The sequence below is a fragment of the Thalassobacter sp. 16PALIMAR09 genome, from assembly GCF_000765485.1.
GTDB classification, from domain to species: Bacteria; Pseudomonadota; Alphaproteobacteria; order Rhodobacterales; family Rhodobacteraceae; genus Thalassobacter; species Thalassobacter stenotrophicus.
In genome coordinates this window covers 25,200-41,786 of record NZ_JHAK01000001.1, presented here as the reverse complement: position 1 = coordinate 41,786, position 16,587 = coordinate 25,200, and the positions used below count along the sequence as shown (strand labels likewise).

Annotated in this window: 15 protein-coding genes; 9 read left to right on the top strand and 6 right to left on the bottom strand. The window is 61.1% G+C overall.

The annotated features are described in order from the left end of the window. Positions 1 to 22 precede the first annotated feature (22 nt). Genes PM04_RS00200 through PM04_RS00190 form a run of 3 tightly spaced genes read left to right on the top strand, consistent with a single transcriptional unit; the run spans position 23 to position 3,525 of the window. Positions 23 to 1,039, top strand: a complete 1,017-nt coding sequence (locus PM04_RS00200; RefSeq protein WP_038002511.1) for a ligase-associated DNA damage response exonuclease — start codon at positions 23 to 25, stop codon at positions 1,037 to 1,039. Then, complete coding sequence (locus PM04_RS00195; RefSeq protein ID WP_038002508.1) at positions 1,036 to 2,628, top strand: ATP-dependent DNA ligase; 1,593 nt, start codon at positions 1,036 to 1,038, stop codon at positions 2,626 to 2,628. Before PM04_RS00200 ends, PM04_RS00195 begins: the two co-directional genes overlap by 4 nt. Before the next feature lie 9 nt (positions 2,629 to 2,637). Beyond that, positions 2,638 to 3,525, top strand: a complete 888-nt coding sequence (locus PM04_RS00190; protein WP_038002507.1) for an amidohydrolase — start codon at positions 2,638 to 2,640, stop codon at positions 3,523 to 3,525. Here the strand turns inward: PM04_RS00190 and PM04_RS00185 are convergent. From PM04_RS00185 to PM04_RS00170, 5 genes are all read right to left on the bottom strand, one after another. Next, positions 3,522 to 4,298, bottom strand: coding sequence for a gamma-glutamyl-gamma-aminobutyrate hydrolase family protein (locus PM04_RS00185; protein WP_038002505.1), 777 nt, complete (start codon positions 4,296 to 4,298; stop codon positions 3,522 to 3,524). The genes PM04_RS00190 and PM04_RS00185 overlap by 4 nt on opposite strands. A 97-nt stretch (positions 4,299 to 4,395) precedes the next feature. After that, entirely contained in the window at positions 4,396 to 4,824 is a 429-nt protein-coding gene (locus PM04_RS00180) for a heme-binding protein (RefSeq protein WP_038002504.1), read from the bottom strand. Between the two features lie 24 nt (positions 4,825 to 4,848). Next, positions 4,849 to 6,990 (bottom strand): malate synthase G, encoded by a 2,142-nt coding sequence (locus tag PM04_RS00175; RefSeq protein WP_038002502.1) that lies wholly within the window; start codon positions 6,988 to 6,990, stop codon positions 4,849 to 4,851. A 91-nt stretch (positions 6,991 to 7,081) separates the two neighbouring features. Beyond that, a complete protein-coding gene (locus PM04_RS17540) occupies positions 7,082 to 7,255 on the bottom strand; it encodes a DUF2256 domain-containing protein (protein WP_081945961.1) in 174 nt (57 codons plus the stop codon). 1 nt (position 7,256) lies between these two features. Continuing rightward, a complete protein-coding gene (locus tag PM04_RS00170) occupies positions 7,257 to 8,765 on the bottom strand; it encodes an FAD-binding domain-containing protein (RefSeq protein ID WP_038002500.1) in 1,509 nt (502 codons plus the stop codon). A gap of 196 nt (positions 8,766 to 8,961) precedes the next feature. Here PM04_RS00170 and pepN point away from each other — a divergent pair, with 196 nt between their 5' ends. The 6 genes from pepN to PM04_RS00140 all read left to right on the top strand — a co-directional run bounded on the left by pepN (position 8,962) and on the right by PM04_RS00140 (position 15,061). After that, positions 8,962 to 11,496, top strand: a complete 2,535-nt coding sequence (gene pepN, locus PM04_RS00165; protein ID WP_038002498.1) for an aminopeptidase N — start codon at positions 8,962 to 8,964, stop codon at positions 11,494 to 11,496. Further along, complete coding sequence (locus PM04_RS00160) at positions 11,489 to 11,923, top strand: hypothetical protein (RefSeq protein WP_038002497.1); 435 nt, start codon at positions 11,489 to 11,491, stop codon at positions 11,921 to 11,923. The genes pepN and PM04_RS00160 overlap by 8 nt, the downstream gene beginning before the upstream one ends. A gap of 57 nt (positions 11,924 to 11,980) precedes the next feature. Continuing rightward, entirely contained in the window at positions 11,981 to 12,379 is a 399-nt protein-coding gene (locus PM04_RS00155; RefSeq protein ID WP_038002495.1) for a hypothetical protein, read from the top strand. Between the two features lie 80 nt (positions 12,380 to 12,459). Then, complete coding sequence (locus tag PM04_RS00150) at positions 12,460 to 13,632, top strand: aminotransferase class I/II-fold pyridoxal phosphate-dependent enzyme (protein ID WP_038002493.1); 1,173 nt, start codon at positions 12,460 to 12,462, stop codon at positions 13,630 to 13,632. Further along, positions 13,629 to 14,546, top strand: coding sequence for an ornithine cyclodeaminase family protein (locus PM04_RS00145; RefSeq protein WP_038002491.1), 918 nt, complete (start codon positions 13,629 to 13,631; stop codon positions 14,544 to 14,546). Before PM04_RS00150 ends, PM04_RS00145 begins: the two co-directional genes overlap by 4 nt. Further along, positions 14,543 to 15,061, top strand: a complete 519-nt coding sequence (locus tag PM04_RS00140) for a pyridoxamine 5'-phosphate oxidase family protein (RefSeq protein WP_052068283.1) — start codon at positions 14,543 to 14,545, stop codon at positions 15,059 to 15,061. The genes PM04_RS00145 and PM04_RS00140 overlap by 4 nt, the downstream gene beginning before the upstream one ends. Here PM04_RS00140 and PM04_RS00135 read toward each other — a convergent pair. After that, the gene (locus PM04_RS00135) at positions 15,058 to 16,578 is read right to left on the bottom strand and encodes a malonyl-CoA synthase (RefSeq protein WP_038002490.1); all 1,521 of its coding nucleotides are present in this window, start codon (positions 16,576 to 16,578) and stop codon (positions 15,058 to 15,060) included. The two genes, PM04_RS00140 and PM04_RS00135, sit on opposite strands and share 4 nt — an antisense overlap. Positions 16,579 to 16,587 lie beyond the last annotated feature (9 nt).

Sequence of the window (16,587 nt, the reverse complement as noted above, 5' to 3'; positions counted from 1 at the left end):
TGAGATCACAAAGGAGAGGCGCATGGTGCTGACGCTCAAAACACAGGGGCTATATTGTCCGGCGGGGGATTTTTTTATCGACCCGTGGCGCCCGGTGGATCGCGCGCTGATCACCCATGCCCATTCCGATCACGCGCGCCCCGGTCATCAACGCTATCTCGCCACGCCGCTGACCAAGGCCGTGATGCGCCACAGATTGGGCGATATCACCTGCCAAACCATCGACTACGCCACAGAGCAAAAGATTGGCGACGCGACGGTCAGCTATCATCCCGCCGGTCACGTGCCGGGCTCGGCGCAAATACGGGTTGAGGTCGGGGGTGAGGTCTGGGTTGTCTCCGGTGACTATAAAACCACCGATGATGGCCTCTCGACCCCATTTGAACCTGTGCGCTGCCATGGTTTCATCACGGAATGCACGTTTGGGTTGCCGATTTTTCGCTGGCCCCCAGAGGACCAGTTGCGCGCAGACATCACCGCATGGTGGCAACGATGCGCAGCAGAGGGCAAAACCGCAATCTTAGGCGCCTACGCCTTGGGCAAAGCCCAGCGGTTGATGGCCGGCCTCAACCCCGACCTCGGCCCGCTCCTCACCCACGGCGCGGTGGAGGCCACGAACCAAGTCCTGCGCGAGCATGGCGTCACCCTGCCCGACACATGCGTTGTCACCAAGGACACCGACCGCAAAGCCTATCCGGGCGCGTTGGTCATCGCTCCGCCCGCCGCACTTGGCTCCGCTTGGGCGCGCAAATTTGGTCCGCGCGAAGAGGCTTTTGCCTCCGGTTGGATGGCCCTGCGCGGCGTGCGGCGGCGACGCGCGTTGAGCACGGGTTTTATCGTGTCCGACCACGCCGATTGGCCCGGCCTTCTGGAGGCGATCCAAGCCACGGGTGCGGAAAAAGTCCTTGCAACACACGGGTACACCGCGACATTTTCCAAATACCTCGACACGTTGGGGTATGATGCAGGCATTCTAGAAACCGAATTCACCGGCGAAGACGCAGACCCCGAAGCGGACACAGAAAAGATCGCATCATGAGAGATTTTGCAGATCTTTTCACTGCCCTTGATAGCACCACTTCGACCAAGGCGAAAACCGAAGCCCTAGCCGGGTATCTAAGTGCTGCGGCCAGCGCGGACCGTCTGTGGTGCGTGGCCCTTTTGTCAGGGCGCAGGCCAAAACGTACTGTGACCGCGACGCGCTTGCGCGAATGGGCGGCTGAGCGCGCGGGCCTGCCGCTGTGGCTGTTTGAGGAAAGTTACAGCGTTGTTGGGGATTTGGCTGAAACGATCGGCCTCGTCCTGCCCTCCGCCAGCCAATCCGATGATCGCCCGCTCAGCGACTGGATCAAGGCGATCCAAGCGCTGCAAACCCAAGACGATACCGCCAAAAAACCTGCCATCTTGACTGCATGGGACACGTTGGACGGCGCGGAGCGTTTTGTTTTCAACAAGCTTTTGACCGGTGGCTTCCGCGTTGGGGTCAGTCAAAAGCTGATGACCCGGGCCTTGGCACTGGCAACGGCACAGGACGAAGCCGCCCTCGCGCACCGCTTGATGGGGGGATGGACGCCCGATACCACGACCTGGGAGGCCCTCATTGAAGCCCCCGCCCCGCAAGCCGACCTGTCGCGGCCGTACCCATTTCAGTTGGCCTACGGATTGGAGCATCCCCCCCAAGACCTTGGTCCGCCCGAAAACTGGCTGGTTGAGCACAAATGGGACGGCATTCGCGCGCAATTGATCCGACGCGGCGGGCAGATGTTCATCTGGTCCCGCGGTGAGGAATTGATGACCAACCGCTTTCCTGATCTTGCGCCCGTGCTCGATCATGTGCCCGACGGGACGGTAATTGACGGCGAACTTTTGGCGTGGGATTTCGCGGCCGATCAACCGCTGCCGTTTGCAGCCCTCCAAAAACGGATTGGACGCAAAACGGTCCCCAAGACGGTTCTGCGCGACGCACCCGTCGTTCTGCGCGCGTATGATGTGTTGGAATTTGAGGGCGCTGACCTGCGAGGAGATACTTTAAGGCATCGACGTAAGTATCTGAATTTTATAAATACAATACCCGATGATATCCCACTCCGCCTCTCACGCGGCCTTGAGGGGACGTGGGAGGACCACGTCGCAACCCGCGCCGCCGCACGTGACGCACAGGCTGAGGGGTTGATGATCAAACGCTTGGACGCGCCTTATGTTGGCGGGCGGCGCAAAGGCGATTGGTGGAAATGGAAGCTTGATCCGCTGACCGTGGATGCGGTGATGATCTATGCGCAAGCCGGCCACGGACGGCGTGCAAACCTTTATACGGACTATACTTTTGCCTGCTGGAAGGGCAACGAACTGGTCCCCTTTACCAAGGCCTACTCTGGGCTGACAGACGCTGAATTCCGCGATATCACCAAATGGGTCCGGAAAAATACCCTCGAACGGTTCGGGCCCGTGCGCCGCGTGCCACCGGAACTGGTGTTTGAAATCGCGTTTGAAGGCATCCAGGCGTCTTCGCGGCACAAATCGGGGCTCGCGCTGCGGTTTCCGCGCATGGCCCGCTGGCGGCGAGACAAACCCGCGGCTGAGGCCAATACACACGCCGACCTGCTGGAAATGTTGGACCAATACGGCTAGGCAGATCCCATGACGCTTCCCCAAGGCCTTGTGCCCCGCCCCAGCCGTATCCCGAAAACGCCTGCCCCTGATGGGGCTTGCGACAGCCATATTCACATGCTGGCTGGCCGTGATGAGGCCCCCTTGTGGGACAGTCGCGTTGAGGACCCAGCCCCGAACCTGCGCTACGCTGATTTCATGGCCGCCTACATCAAACAGATGCAGGATTTGGGCATCAGTCGGACTGTGGTGGTGCAATCGATCCTCTATGGCACCGATAATTCCGTGACCGCACGGGCGGTTGCCGACTTGAACGCGCTAAACGGGTACACTGCACGGGGCATCGGTTTGGTGACGGATGCCGCCACGGACGCGGATTTGGACCGTCTGGTGGAGCAAAACCTGGTCGGCGTACGGCTGAACTATGTGCATGGCGGCGTGCTGTCGTGGGCCGGGGTTCAGGCCATGGCCCCACGCCTTGCTGCGCGCGGTTTGCATGTGCAAATGCTGATCAACACGCATCGCCATATGGTTGAGCTTGCGCCCCAAATCGCCGCCCTCCCGGTGCCGGTGGTGCTGGATCATATTGGGTGGCCCGATCTGGCGATTGGCCCGGATGAGCCGGGGTTTCAGGCCCTGCTCAACCTACTGAAAACCGGCAACGTGTTTGTAAAACTGTCGGGCCTATATCGGCTTTGCCCACCGCCCTACACGGCCGCTGACGCGTTTGTCGCGGCTTTGGTTGCAGCCGCACCGACGCGGTGTCTTTGGGGCTCAGACTGGCCGCATATCATGCTCGCTGATGCAGAGCAGCCCGACAGTGCCACCTTGCTAGAAGCTTTGGCCCGGGTCTGCCCCGATGAGGAAACGTGGCACCAAATTCTGGTCGATAACCCAGCCGCGCTGTATCGGTTTTAGGCGATCGCCCGGGTGCTGGGCCGTGCGCCCGATGCCCAGTCTGCCACGGCCCGACCAAAGGCTTCGAACAGCGGGCGGGACACAGGGTCCTTTGCCGCGCGGTACTCGGGATGCCATTGAACAGACAGGGTAAATCCGGGTGCCTCGGCGATATACAGCGCCTCTGGCGTGCCATCATCGGCATAGCCGTCCACGACGACACGGGGACCTGCCGTCTTGATCCCCTGCCCGTGCAGTGTGTTGGTGCGCACGATGCGCTGCCCATAGAGCCGTTCAAACACGCCGCCCTCGCGAAAGGTCACGTCGTGGCGGATTTCGAACTTTTCCTCAAGCGTCCCATCGGGTGGCATACGGTGGTTCATCCGCCCCGGAAGGTCGCGGATCTCGGGGTGTAGCGTGCCCCCCATCGCGACGTTGACCTCTTGAAAGCCGCGGCAAATCCCCAAAATCGGCTGACCGCGTTCCACGCAGGACCGGATCAACGGCAACACAAGGCTATCGCGATCCCGGTCAAAAGTGCCGTGAGCCTCCGTCTCGGCTTCACCGTATTCTTCGGGGTGCACATTGGGCCGTCCCCCGGTCAGAAGGAAACCATCACACCGCGCAAGCAGCGCTTCAACATCGCAAAACTGGGGGTTTGCAGGCACCAAAAGCGGCAGCGCGCCGCTGACCTCAGCGATTGCCTCAGAATTCATCGTTCCGCCCGCGTGGGCCGGATACTGATCGTTAATCAAATAGCTGTTAGAAATAATGCCAACGATGGGGCGCGTCATAGAAACCTCAAGGAGAATGCTTTCCCAAAGGTATACCGGGCCCTAACGCATCGTAAAGGGGTGCAGGCGCGCGATAGACTGCGCGCCTGCGCACAAATTAGGCGGTGCCTACCAAATTGGCAGCTTCGATACCCGCAAGAGCAGCCGTCGCATCATTGTCGGAGGTGTCGCCGGTCACGCCAACGGCCCCCACAAGGTTGCCGCGTTTGTCATGGACCAAAACGCCACCGGGCACAGGGATAACCTGCCCACCAAACACGCCGTTCACAGCGGCCATGAAATAGGCCTGCTGTTCAGCCCGCGCCATTTGCGCGGAACCGGGCATGCCCAGCATGATTGCACCATAGGCCTTGCCGTGCGCAATTTGGAAACGACCTGCAGCCGCGCCATCTTCGCGCTCGAACGCTTTGATGTGACCACCGGCGTCCAGAACGACGACCGACAATGGCTTAAGGTCCATCTCGCGGCCTTTTGCGAGGGTGGTTTTGATGATGCTGCGCGCTTTGCGCAATGAAATCTCAGACATATTATATCTCCTGTTATCCGCAGCTTAGCTGGCGGCTTTGCGCTCTAGGCGGCGGGCGTGAAGGACTGGCTCAGTGTAGCCCGAGGGCTGCACACGGCCTGCAAACACCAGATCACAAGCGGCCTTGTAGGCAATGCTGTCGAAGCTGGGTGCCATGGCTTGGTACAACGGGTCGCCCGCGTTTTGACCATCCACAACGGCTGCCATTTTCTCCATGACTGCGCGCACGTCAGCCTCGCTGACCACATCGTGGTGCAGCCAGTTGGCAATGTGTTGCGCCGAAATCCGGCAGGTTGCGCGGTCTTCCATCAGGCCGACGTTGTTGATGTCGGGCACTTTGGAACAGCCAACACCCTGATCGATCCAGCGCACAACGTAGCCAAGGATACCTTGGGCGTTGTTTTCAACCTCACGGATGATCTGCTCCCGGCTCCATTTGCGGTAGCTGGCCGCCGGAATGTCGAGCACCGTGTCCACAAATGCGCGGCGACCGCCGGCTTTCAGCTTGGCCTGAACGGCAAAGACGTCAACCTTGTGGTAATGCAACGCGTGTAGGGTCGCGGCGGTGGGCGAAGGAACCCAAGCGCAGTTTGCGCCGGATTTCGGATGGTCGATCTTTTGCTCGATCATCGCAGCCATCATGTCGGGCATGGCCCACATGCCTTTACCGATCTGCGCCTTGCCGGACAGACCACATTCCAGACCGATATCCACGTTCTGGTTTTCGTAGCCGCTGATCCAAGCTTTGCGCTTGATGAAGTCCTTGCGCGAGAACGGCCCGGCTTCCATCGAGGTGTGGATTTCGTCGCCCGTACGGTCGAGGAACCCGGTGTTGATGAACGCAACGCGCGATTTGGCGGCGCGGATACATTCCTTAAGATTCACACTCGTGCGGCGCTCTTCGTCCATGATGCCCAGTTTGACGGTGTTAGCCGCCATGCCCAGCACACCTTCGACAAAGGTGAAGGTCTCATCCGCAAAGCTCACTTCCTCGGGGCCGTGCATCTTGGGCTTCACGACGTACATCGAGCCCGTAACCGAGTTGCCACCAGCCTGCGCCAGATCGTGCTTGGCGATGAGCGCGGTGATCATCGCATCCATCAGGCCTTCGTACACTTCGTTGCCGTCACGGTCCAAGATCGCGGGGTTGGTCATCAGGTGACCGACGTTACGCACCAACAAAAGTGCGCGACCCTTCAGCGTGACCTCACCCCCATCGGGGCCAGTGTAGACCACATCAGGGTTCAGCGCGCGGGTGACGGTTGCATCGCCCTTCTGGAAGGTTTCTTGCAGATCGCCGCGCATCAGGCCGAGCCAGTTAGAGTACGCCTGAACTTTGTCTTCGGCGTCAACGCAGGCCACGGAATCTTCACAATCCATAATCGCAGAGATCGCGGACTCAAGCCGAACATCCGCAAGACCCGCTTGGTCCCGCGCACCAATTGCGTGGGTCCGATCGAACACCAACTCAACGTGCAGGTTGTTGTTTTTCAGGACAATCGCATCGGGTGCTTTGGGGTGACCACGGTAGCCCACAAACTTTTCGGGCTGAGCCAGGGGTTGATCATCAATCAGCAGCGCGCCACCTTGGATGTGATAGCGGCGGGCGTCTGCGTGGCTGGTTCCTTCAACGGGGAACGCCTCATCGAGGAACACACGCGCACGGGCCACAACACGGGCTCCACGACCGATGTCGTAGCCGCCTTTTGGCGCGGGGCTGCCCATGGCGTCTGTGCCATAGAACCCATCGTAAAGGCTGCCCCAGCGGGCGTTCGCCGCGTTCAGCGCGTAGCGCGCGTTGGTGATCGGCACCACCAGCTGCGGGCCTGGAACGGTCGCGATTTCGGGGTCAACGTTCGCGGTATCGATTTCAAAGCTGTCGCCCTCGGGCAGCAGATAACCGATTTCCGTCAGAAAGGCTTTGTAGGCCTCATGATCGTGGGCCGTGCCGCGGTTGGCGACGTGCCAGGCGTCGATCTTGGCTTGGAGGTCTTCACGCTTTTCCAGCAGCGCGCGGTTGCGCGGGCCAAAGTCGTGGATCAGTTTGGACAGTCCGTCCCAGAACGCCTGAGCCTCAACCCCACTGCCGGGCAGCGCCTGTGTTTCAACGAATGCGTGCAGCTCTTCAGCGACCTGTAGCCCCGCAACTTCAATACGTGCGACCATGTGTATGCTCCCTTGGTATACCGTTGTGGACGCGACCTAGGGCGTTTGTTTCCGATAGGCAACAAGATCGCGGAAAATTCCGATGAGAATTTTAACGGTCGTCCTGAGCGGGCTTGGCTCCGCCCTTGGATGCGCTGCGACACCGGTCCGAGCAAAAGCGGACATTGTCCCAATCGCGCGCCCACTTTTTGCGCCACGCAAAGGGCAATCCGCAATGGGCACAGTCCTTGGAGGGTAAATCGGATTTTTTACGCATTTTCGGCATATTACAGATCGAAGCTCATCTGATTGGGAGGTGATTTTGACCGTTTGACCGCACGGGCGCGATCATTCACGAAGCGCCCCGTGCCGTCCTTGCGGCTGGCATGTTTACGGATGATTTCCCCCGCCTCCGCGCCAAACCGATCCGAACGGCGCACGGCCCAAATTCTGTCCCGCGCAGCGCGGGCAGCGGCGGCCACATCCACGATGGGCGGCGGATAGCTCAGCCGTTCAGCCCCCGGCCAATCCCATGGGGTCTGCAAAAACGCATCCGGCACGCTGGCCAATTCCGGCAACCAGCGGCGGGTGAACCGGCCATCGGGGTCTTGCTCTTGGCCCTGCTTGATCGGGTTATAAATACGCGGCGTGTTGATCCCGGTCGTGCCCGATTGCATCTGCATCTGCGACCAATGAATGCCCGGTTCATAATCTGTGAACATGCGCGCCAAATGCGGGCCAGTGGCGCGCCAATCCAGCCACAGGTGGTAGCTGGCCACTGCGACCAGCATCGCCCGCATCCGGAAATTTAGCCAGCCTGTGTGGATCAGTGACCGCATACACGCATCCACAAACGGCAGCCCGGTTTCCCCCTGCTCCCACGCGGCCAAACGCGCGGCATCACTGCCGCGCAGCCCCTCATAGGCGGAATGCAGGCAGCGGCGATCTAGGTCGGGAGCATCCTCTAGCTTTTGCATGAAATGGTCGCGCCACGCGAGGCGGCTAACAAAGCTCTGCATCGCTTGGCGCCAATCCCCTTTGGGCGCTTCGGCTCGGCGGGCCAGCCCTGCGTGATGTGCCTCTCGGATCGAGAGGGTCCCCCACGCCAAATGCGGGCTGAGCCGAGAGCACGCGACCGCTCCCTCAATCGGGGTGGCCATCGCCGCGCGGTAAGTCCGCCCCCGCTCCGTCAGGAAACTGCCCAACAACGTGAGCCCCGAATTGCGCCCCCCCGACTGACGGTCCGGGCACGGGTCCCACCCAAGGCCCAGATCGCGCGCATCGGGCATGTGCCACACACCCTCACCCACACCGCGCAGGGCACGCGGCGGCGTCGCTGTTTCTTGGCGCAGCCATGTTTCGCGGGTGGCCGCCCAACCATCGCGGGTTTTCAACCGCCGCATAACGCCTGATTGCGGCACCTCGTGCCAAATTACGCCCGCAGTTTTGGCCCATGACGCCACCCGTAGATCGCGGTCAAAGCTCCACTGCGTGCCGGTTTCCTCATGACTGACCAAATGGGTGGCCCCATAGTCCTGCGCCAGCGTGGCCAGCACCTGAGCCGCCTCCCCGAAGTGGATCTGCAACGGCGCCCCGATGGCGGCCAGCTCAACGCCCAGCGCCTCAAGGCTTTGGGCCACAAACCGCCACTGCCGCGCAGAGGCGTCGGGTTGCGCCCACATCTCCGGCTCCGCGATATAGACAGGCACGACCGCAGACCCCAGCTCAGCCGCAAGCGCCAGCGCCGGATGATCCGCCACCCGCAAGTCCCGCTTGAACCAAAGAATCGTCGTCATAGCCCCTCCGTGAATACGAACATTTCAAGAACATGATATGTGGTCAAGCCGTAGAACCCTGCCCATTTGCCAGACACATCCGCCCACGCCGCAGACATAGGGCGCACCCCTCACAATACCAGCGATCTGCGCGGCTACAGGGCTTGCGATCAGGCCCCAAGGCACTAGGCTCTGCACCAGCCCAAAGGAGTGCCCCATGCGCGATGCAGCCCCTCAGACGATCTATCTAAAAGACTACACCCCAACGCCCTATAACGTGGCCCATGTCGCGCTGGATTTCACGCTGCATCCCACTGCGACGCGCATCCAAAGCCGCATCGCATTCACCCGCGTCCGGGCAGAAGATTTGGTGCTCAACGGTGAGGATCTGATCCTGAAGTCCCTACGCGTTGACGGTGCTGAGGTCCCGCATGAGGTGTCCGAGACGCATCTGACCATCCCTGCCGCCCACCTCAGCGACACGTTCACCCTTGAGGTGGAGGTCGAGATTTCGCCCCAGACCAACACAGCCCTTGAGGGGCTTTATATGTCTGGCGGCATGTATTGTACCCAGTGCGAGGCTGAGGGCTTTCGCAAGATTACCTACATGTACGACCGCCCCGATGTGATGGCCCCCTATGAGGTCACGATCAACGCCGACACCCCCGTGCAATTGTCCAACGGCAACCCCACAGCCCCGGGGTGCTGGACCGACCCACACCCCAAACCCACCTACCTGTTCGCCCTTGTGGCCGGGAATTTGGTCGCGACGACGGATCATTTCACCACGATGGAGGGGCGCGAGGTCACGCTCAACGTCTATGTCCGCCCCGGGGATGAGGGCAAAACCGACTACGCGATGGATGCACTGAAACGGTCGATGAAATGGGACGAGGACGTCTATGGTCGCCCCTACGACCTCGATGTGTTCAACATCGTGGCAGTCGATGATTTCAACATGGGGGCTATGGAAAACAAAGGGTTGAACATCTTCAACTCGAAATACGTTCTTGCCTCACCCGAAACGGCGACCGACACCGATTATGCCATGATCGAGGGGATCGTCGCCCATGAGTATTTCCACAACTGGACCGGCAACCGGATCACATGTCGCGACTGGTTTCAGCTGTGCCTCAAAGAAGGGCTCACGGTTTACCGCGACCAACAGTTCAGCGCAGACATGCGCTCCGCCCCGGTGCAACGGATCAAGGACGTGTTGCAACTGCGCGCGCGCCAGTTCCGCGAAGACGCGGGCCCCCTTGCGCACCCCGTCCGGCCCGAAGCCTTTGTTGAGATCAACAATTTCTACACCGCCACCGTCTATGAAAAAGGCGCGGAGGTCATCGGGATGCTGCGCACCCTTGTGGGCCCTGCGGCCTATGATGCGGCCCTCACGCTCTACTTTGATCGTCATGACGGCCAAGCCTGCACGATCGAGGATTGGATACAGGTGTTTGAGGACAGCACCGGCCGCGACCTGAGCCAGTTCAAACGGTGGTACGCACAGGCCGGCACACCGCATCTGACTGTCACAGATGACTTTAAGAACGGTGAATATACCCTTCACTTAAAACAGAAAACAAAGCCCAGCGCAGGCCAACCCGACAAGGCCCCACAAGTCATTCCAATTGCGATGGGCTTGATCGGTGCAGACGGCGCCGAGGTCCTGCCCACCCAAGTGGTTGAGATGTCTGAAGCCGAACTGACCCTCCGCTTTGAGTTGGATGTCAAGCCCATCCCTTCGCTCCTGCGCGGGTTTTCGGCCCCGGTAATTCTTGAGACAGAGCAAAGCGAGGCCGACCGTCTGGTCCTACTGGCCCACGACACCGATCCGTTCAACCGCTGGGAGGCGAGCACCCTTCTGGCCAAGAGCAACTTGATGGCCAATCTCACGGCCGGGTCCGCGCCCGCGACCGCATGGCTTGACGCTTTGACAAAGGTGATCACCGATGACACGCTGGACCCTGCGTTTCGCGCGCTGGTGTTGGCGCTGCCGTCCGAGGATAACCTTGCCAACGCTTGCGACGCCGCAGGCATCGTGCCGGACCCAACCGCCATCCACACTGCGCGCAAAGCGGTGCATTTGGCGATTGCCCAACACATGGGCGACACCCTGCCCGCATTGATCGCGGTGACCGCAACACCCGGGCCCTATTCCCCCGCCGCGAATGATGCTGCCAAACGCAGCCTGCGCGCGCAGTTGTTGCGGCTGCAAACCCGGCTAGACGGCGGCACAATGGCCCGTGCGGCCTATGACGCGGCCACGAATATGACCGACCAACTGGCGGCCTTTGGCTGTCTGCTCTCGGCGGGTGATACGACAGTGGCAGCCGCGTTTGAGGCGCAGTGGCGCACGGACCGCCTTGTGATGGATAAATGGTTCGCCATGTCCGTGGCAGAGGCCGACCCAGATGATGCGGTTGCGGTTGCTACCGGCCTCACCCAGCACGCTGATTTCGATTGGAAAAACCCCAATCGGTTCCGGTCCGTTATTGCAGGAATGACAGCCATGAACCCCGCGGGTTTTCACCACCCGTCTGGTGCGGGCTACAGGTTTTTGGCCGATTGGCTACTGAAGCTTGACGCGCTCAACCCCCAGACGACGGCACGCATGTCCACCGCCTTTGAAACTTGGCGCAGGTACGACGTGGACCGTCAGGCCCTGATCCAAGAGCAACTGGCCCGCATCGCCGCACACCCCGGTCTTAGCCGCGATACCGCTGAGATGGTCGGCCGGATGCGTGATGCCTGAGGGCACGTATCAACACGTCGCGCGCGCACGATCTGCGCGCGGCGTGCTGGCTTTGGCGGCCACTTGGGGCTGTGCCTTGTTTTTATTGCTCGGGCTGGGCGCGCTGCCGGTCATTACGCTGTTGTTATTTGTCGCGGGAATACCGCTGGCCTACGACCTCATTCGCGACCGTCAGAGCCAGTTTGAGATCAGCCCCGACACCCTCAGCTGGGAGGTTCCGAATGGCAGCGGTGAGGTCGCGCTGACGTCCGTCGTGCAGGCACATCTGACGTTTCGGCTGGATCTGTCGGCCAAGCTTGGCCTGCGCCTGACGGATGGTCGGCTGATCACGGTGCCCCTGTCGTGCCTGCCCGGGCCACACCGGCTGGAGCGGGCACTGTTGGACCGAAACATCAAGGTCGTCCGGGGCCGCCAACCCTTGGGCTAGGGCGACAAGTCGCTGTTCGGTCATACTTTCTTCATTCTTGCGTGCTAGAGGTAGCCTATGGTTGCTTTGACACATATTCCTCTGACACGGCTCGCGCCGGGCCTGTGTGCAGGCCTTGCGGTGGTGGGTGTTATGCTCTTGCCGCACAGCTTGGCCATCGGGTTCTGCGTTGTTCTGATGGCGGGCAGCTTCGCGATCCTACGCGCCCCCCGGCCGGAGGCATCATCGCGCATCGGTGGCTCGACCTGGACTGTGCGCTACGGGGCTGAGGTCACCGCCTTACCGTTGGACCGGATCACCGAGGTACGGATTGATCATCCTCATAACGGCCCAGATAGGGTGCAGGTCCTGATGACAAACGGTCTTTGCGTCCCGCTGCCAGATGCGGCCCTGCCCGACCCCCGCACCCTAACGGATGCGCTACGCGCCCGGAACGTCACCGTTTACCAATCCTAACGCCCATCACAGACACAGTCACAGTGGCGAAGGCCTAACGCCTGCGCTACACCTTGGGAAAGCTACCCAAGGAACGCGTTATGAACCAACAGCCCCCTGCCAGCACCTTGCGCGACTTTGCGCTGGAAGTTCATTTCTCCAAGTGGGAATTCAATGCCCGTCATCACCTGACCGCCTCCGATATGGAAAGCCTCTCCTTGCGCGATCTGCTGGCGCTGGGCACCGATGCGGACCGAGAGGCGTTTGAGGCCACATCCCTCGGCTATACCGAAACATGGGGTGCGCCCGATCTGCGCACGGCCATTGCAGCGACCTATGACACGATGGCCCAAGACAACATCCTGACACTCGCAGGCGCGGGCGAAGGTCTCTACGCGCTAGCAAGGGTACTGCTTGGGCCGAATGATCACGCCATCGTCCCCACCCCCAACTACCAAAGCGCTGAGACCGTTCCGGCCGCGATTTGCGAAACAACCGGCGTGCCGATGCGAATTGAGGGCGGGAAATGGCGGCTGGATATCGACGCAATCAAGGATGCCATTCGTCCCAACACACGGCTGATTTCGCTCAACTTTCCGCACAATCCCACCGGCGCGCTCATGCCGCGCGCGGACCTCGATACTCTGATCACGCTGGCCCGCGCCGATGGCATCTACATCCTGTGTGATGAGGTCTATCGCGGCGTCGAACTGGACCCAAACCTACAGATGCCGCAAATCGCGGACGTGTATGAGCGGGGGATTTCGCTCAACGTGTTGTCCAAAGCCTACGGTTTGCCAGGGCTTCGGATCGGGTGGTTAGCCTCGCCCGATCGCGACGTGCTGCAACGCGTAGAGCGGTACAAACACTACCTGTCGATCTGCAACGCGGCTCCTGCAGAGCGGCTCGGCATGATCGCGCTCGCCGCGCGGGAACAAATCTTTGCCCGCAACCGCGCGCTTTTGCAACGCAACCTCACTGCGTTTGAGGCGCTGTTGGCCGATTTCCCTGGGCTGATCGACTTCTCAGCGCCCGAGGGCGGCTGCGTCGCCTACCCCCGCTACACCGGCCCCGGAACTGTAGAAACCTTCTGCGCAGACCTGATCGAAAACCACGGCATTTTGCTGTTGCCCGCAGGCCTATACCGCTCCGATCTGGGCGCGACGCCAGACGACCGTTTTCGTATTGGCCTCGGCCGGGATCGGGCCGTCGCCGACGGGATCACTGCATTGCGCCGCTATTTCGAAGACCACAAAGCGGAGTTCGCCGCATGATCCCCCACTACGACGCCGAGGCCCTCGCCGCGCTAAACATCAGCGCGCAGGACATCATCGCGATGTTGCAAAAACTGATCCGTGGCGCCGCCGAAGGGACGGTGCACGCAGCGCCCAAAGCCGCCCTCACCCCGCCGGATGGGCGCTACATCATGTCGACGCTGGCCGCGATGGACAGCCCCCCCATCGCCGTGACCAAATCACTGGTACTAAACGCCGCGAACTCTGCGCGCGGGTTGGCGCAGATCAATGGCCTCGTCTCCCTTTTGGATGCGGAAACGGGCCTACCGCTTGCGACACTAGACAATAATTGGCTCACGGGCGTGCGCACCGCCGGACTGTCCGCCTTGGCCGCGTCTTACTTGGCCCGCCCGGACGCAAGCAGCGTCGGGTTTGTGGGCACAGGGCTTCAGGCCCGCAGTCATTTGGCGTTGTTTCGGCAGATGTTTCCTCTGACCCGGATCAAGATCTCAGGCCGTGGGCGGGCCAATATTGACGCCCTAGTCGAAGCCGCCGACGGGTTGGACGCCGAAGTGGTGGACACGCCGCGCGCCGCCCTCGAAGGGGTCGATCTGGCCGTTACAAGCGTGACGCACACAGCCGTGGAGGCCCCATTTCTCGATGCCAACTGGCTTGATGCGGGGGCGTTTCTGTCGGTCGTTGACCTCGCAGTGCCGTGGCACAAACAGAGCTTTGGCGCATTGGACCGCGTCATTATTGACGATCTTGAACAAGAAGCCACCCTGCCCAACAAGCTCGCGGAGCCTGCCCATATCCACGGCGATATCTCAGGGCTCGTGATGGGCAACGCGTCGCCCCGGCAAAGCGATACCGAACGCAGCGCGTTTGTGTTTCGCGGTCATGCGTTGGGGGATCTGGCACTTGCCGCCCTCGCGTGGGAACGTCTCGCATGACGCCGGATCAAATTTGGAGCACCCTGAGCGCGGCCTGCATCACCCCCGGCCACCCGCTGCGCACGCCGACCCTCGCCACTGTCGACGGAACAACGCCCAGCCTGCGCATGGTCGTTTTGCGGGCGGTCCAACCCGAGGCCTGTGCGCTGATTTTTCACACCGATACGCGCAGCGCAAAGTGGGCCCAACTGGACGAAAACCCCGCCGCTAGCGTGCTAACCTGGGACCCTGAACAGCAAATCCAAATGCGGTTTTCTGGTCAGATCACGCGCCATGCCCCCGGCAGTGAGCTGGCAAACAGCGCGTGGGATCAACTGCCCCCGTACACCAAGGAAACATACGCAGGTGCAGCCCCCGGCGGAGCGTTGGAGGCCACGTCAAGCACTGGCCACGACGCTTTTGGCGTGCTGGTCTTCACGGCGCAAACCCTTGATTGGCTACGCCTATCACGGGCCGGTAACACACGCGCACTGGTGGACCTGGCCATAGCGCGCGTGGATTGGGTTGCGCCCTAGGTCGCTGGCTGGAACGTATCGGCGTAGGCCTCGCGCAGGACGTTCTTTTGCACCTTGCCCATCGTGTTGCGCGGCAAGGCGTCAATCACGATCAGCTTGCGAGGATGTTTGAACCGCGCAAGCGCGCTGGCCGCCGCAGCCGCAATCCCATCGGTATCGGGCGTGGCCCCCGGTTGCGGCACGATCAGCCCCAAAACCGTCTCACCAAAGTCCGCATGGGGCACGCCGATCACGGCGCTTTCGAGCACACCGGGTTGCTCATCCAGAACCAACTCAATCTCCTTGGGATAGATGTTGTAGCCACCCGAAATGATCAAATCCTTGTTGCGCCCCACGATGTGCACATAGCCATCGGCATCTCGCTTGCCCAAATCACCGGTGATGAAAAAACCGTTCTCACGCAGCTCTTCGGCGGTTTTTTCAGGCATCTGCCAATAGCCTTTGAAAACGTTGGGGCCGCGCACCTCGATCTGACCCACCTCGCCTTGGGGCAGTTCGGCGCCCGTAGCGGGATCGGTGATCAACAGCTCAACCCCCGGCAGCGGAAAGCCGACGGTGCCCGCGCGGCGATCACCATCATAGGGGTTCGAGGTGTTCATATTCGTCTCGGTCATGCCGTAGCGTTCCAGGATGCGGTGCCCAGTCCGGGCGGCAAAATCGTCATGGGTTTCGGCCAGCAAAGGCGCGCTGCCCGACACAAACAACCGCATGTGGGCCGCGCATTCACGGGTGAACCGCGCATCCCCCAAGAGCCGGGTATAGAACGTTGGAACCCCCATCATCGTCGTGGCATCCGCCATTCGGTCCAACACCACGTCGATGTCGAACTTCTGCAAAAAGATCATTGCCCCGCCCGCGATCAGCGTCACGTTTGTGGCCACGAACAGGCCATGGGTGTGGAAAATAGGCAGCGCATGCAACAGCACGTCATCGGCCGTGAACTTCCACACCTCTGCCAAGGTTCGCGCGTTTGACAGCAAGTTGTCCTGCGTCAGCATCGCCCCCTTGGAGCGGCCCGTTGTGCCAGATGTATAAAGGAACGCGGCCAGATCATCGCCCGTGCGCGCCACCGTTGCGAACTGGGTCGGTTTGTCGCTCGCCGCATCGCTCAGCGAGCCAGAGCCGTCGGCCCCCAAGGTCGCGAGCTTCGCGCCAAGCTGTGCTACAACCGGGCTTAAGGTCGCCGCGCGCGCAGGGTCACACACCACAAGGGATGCGCCGCTGTTGTCGATGAAATAGGTCAGCTCATCCACGGTGTAGGCCGTGTTGAGCGGCAAAAACACCACGCCCGACTGCACGCAGGCCGCATAAAGCGCCAATGCTTGGGGCGATTTTTCGATCTGCACCGCCAGCCGGTCACCCGGCACCAGCCCGTGATCCGTGATAACATGGGCGTATTGCGCGGCCAGTTCCAAAAACTGCGCGTGGGTCCATGTGCTGCCATCTGCAATATGCAAAAACGGCGTGGCCTTTTCGGCGTGGCATCCAAAGAGCGTATCATAAAGGGGGTTGGACATCGGAGGCTC

Coding starts and splice junctions, on each gene's coding strand:
- PM04_RS00195 (WP_038002508.1), top strand. CDS start 1,036: ATGAGAGATTTTGCAGATCTTTTCACTGCCCTTGATAGCACCACTTCG.
- PM04_RS17540 (WP_081945961.1), bottom strand. CDS start 7,255: ATGCCGAAAATGCGTAAAAAATCCGATTTACCCTCCAAGGACTGTGCC.
- PM04_RS00180 (WP_038002504.1), bottom strand. CDS start 4,824: ATGTCTGAGATTTCATTGCGCAAAGCGCGCAGCATCATCAAAACCACC.
- PM04_RS00145 (WP_038002491.1), top strand. CDS start 13,629: ATGATCCCCCACTACGACGCCGAGGCCCTCGCCGCGCTAAACATCAGC.
- PM04_RS00190 (WP_038002507.1), top strand. CDS start 2,638: ATGACGCTTCCCCAAGGCCTTGTGCCCCGCCCCAGCCGTATCCCGAAA.
- PM04_RS00150 (WP_038002493.1), top strand. CDS start 12,460: ATGAACCAACAGCCCCCTGCCAGCACCTTGCGCGACTTTGCGCTGGAA.
- PM04_RS00170 (WP_038002500.1), bottom strand. CDS start 8,765: ATGACGACGATTCTTTGGTTCAAGCGGGACTTGCGGGTGGCGGATCAT.
- PM04_RS00175 (WP_038002502.1), bottom strand. CDS start 6,990: ATGGTCGCACGTATTGAAGTTGCGGGGCTACAGGTCGCTGAAGAGCTG.
- PM04_RS00155 (WP_038002495.1), top strand. CDS start 11,981: ATGGTTGCTTTGACACATATTCCTCTGACACGGCTCGCGCCGGGCCTG.
- PM04_RS00140 (WP_052068283.1), top strand. CDS start 14,543: ATGACGCCGGATCAAATTTGGAGCACCCTGAGCGCGGCCTGCATCACC.
- pepN (WP_038002498.1), top strand. CDS start 8,962: ATGCGCGATGCAGCCCCTCAGACGATCTATCTAAAAGACTACACCCCA.
- PM04_RS00185 (WP_038002505.1), bottom strand. CDS start 4,298: ATGACGCGCCCCATCGTTGGCATTATTTCTAACAGCTATTTGATTAAC.
- PM04_RS00135 (WP_038002490.1), bottom strand. CDS start 16,578: ATGTCCAACCCCCTTTATGATACGCTCTTTGGATGCCACGCCGAAAAG.
- PM04_RS00200 (WP_038002511.1), top strand. CDS start 23: ATGGTGCTGACGCTCAAAACACAGGGGCTATATTGTCCGGCGGGGGAT.
- PM04_RS00160 (WP_038002497.1), top strand. CDS start 11,489: ATGCCTGAGGGCACGTATCAACACGTCGCGCGCGCACGATCTGCGCGC.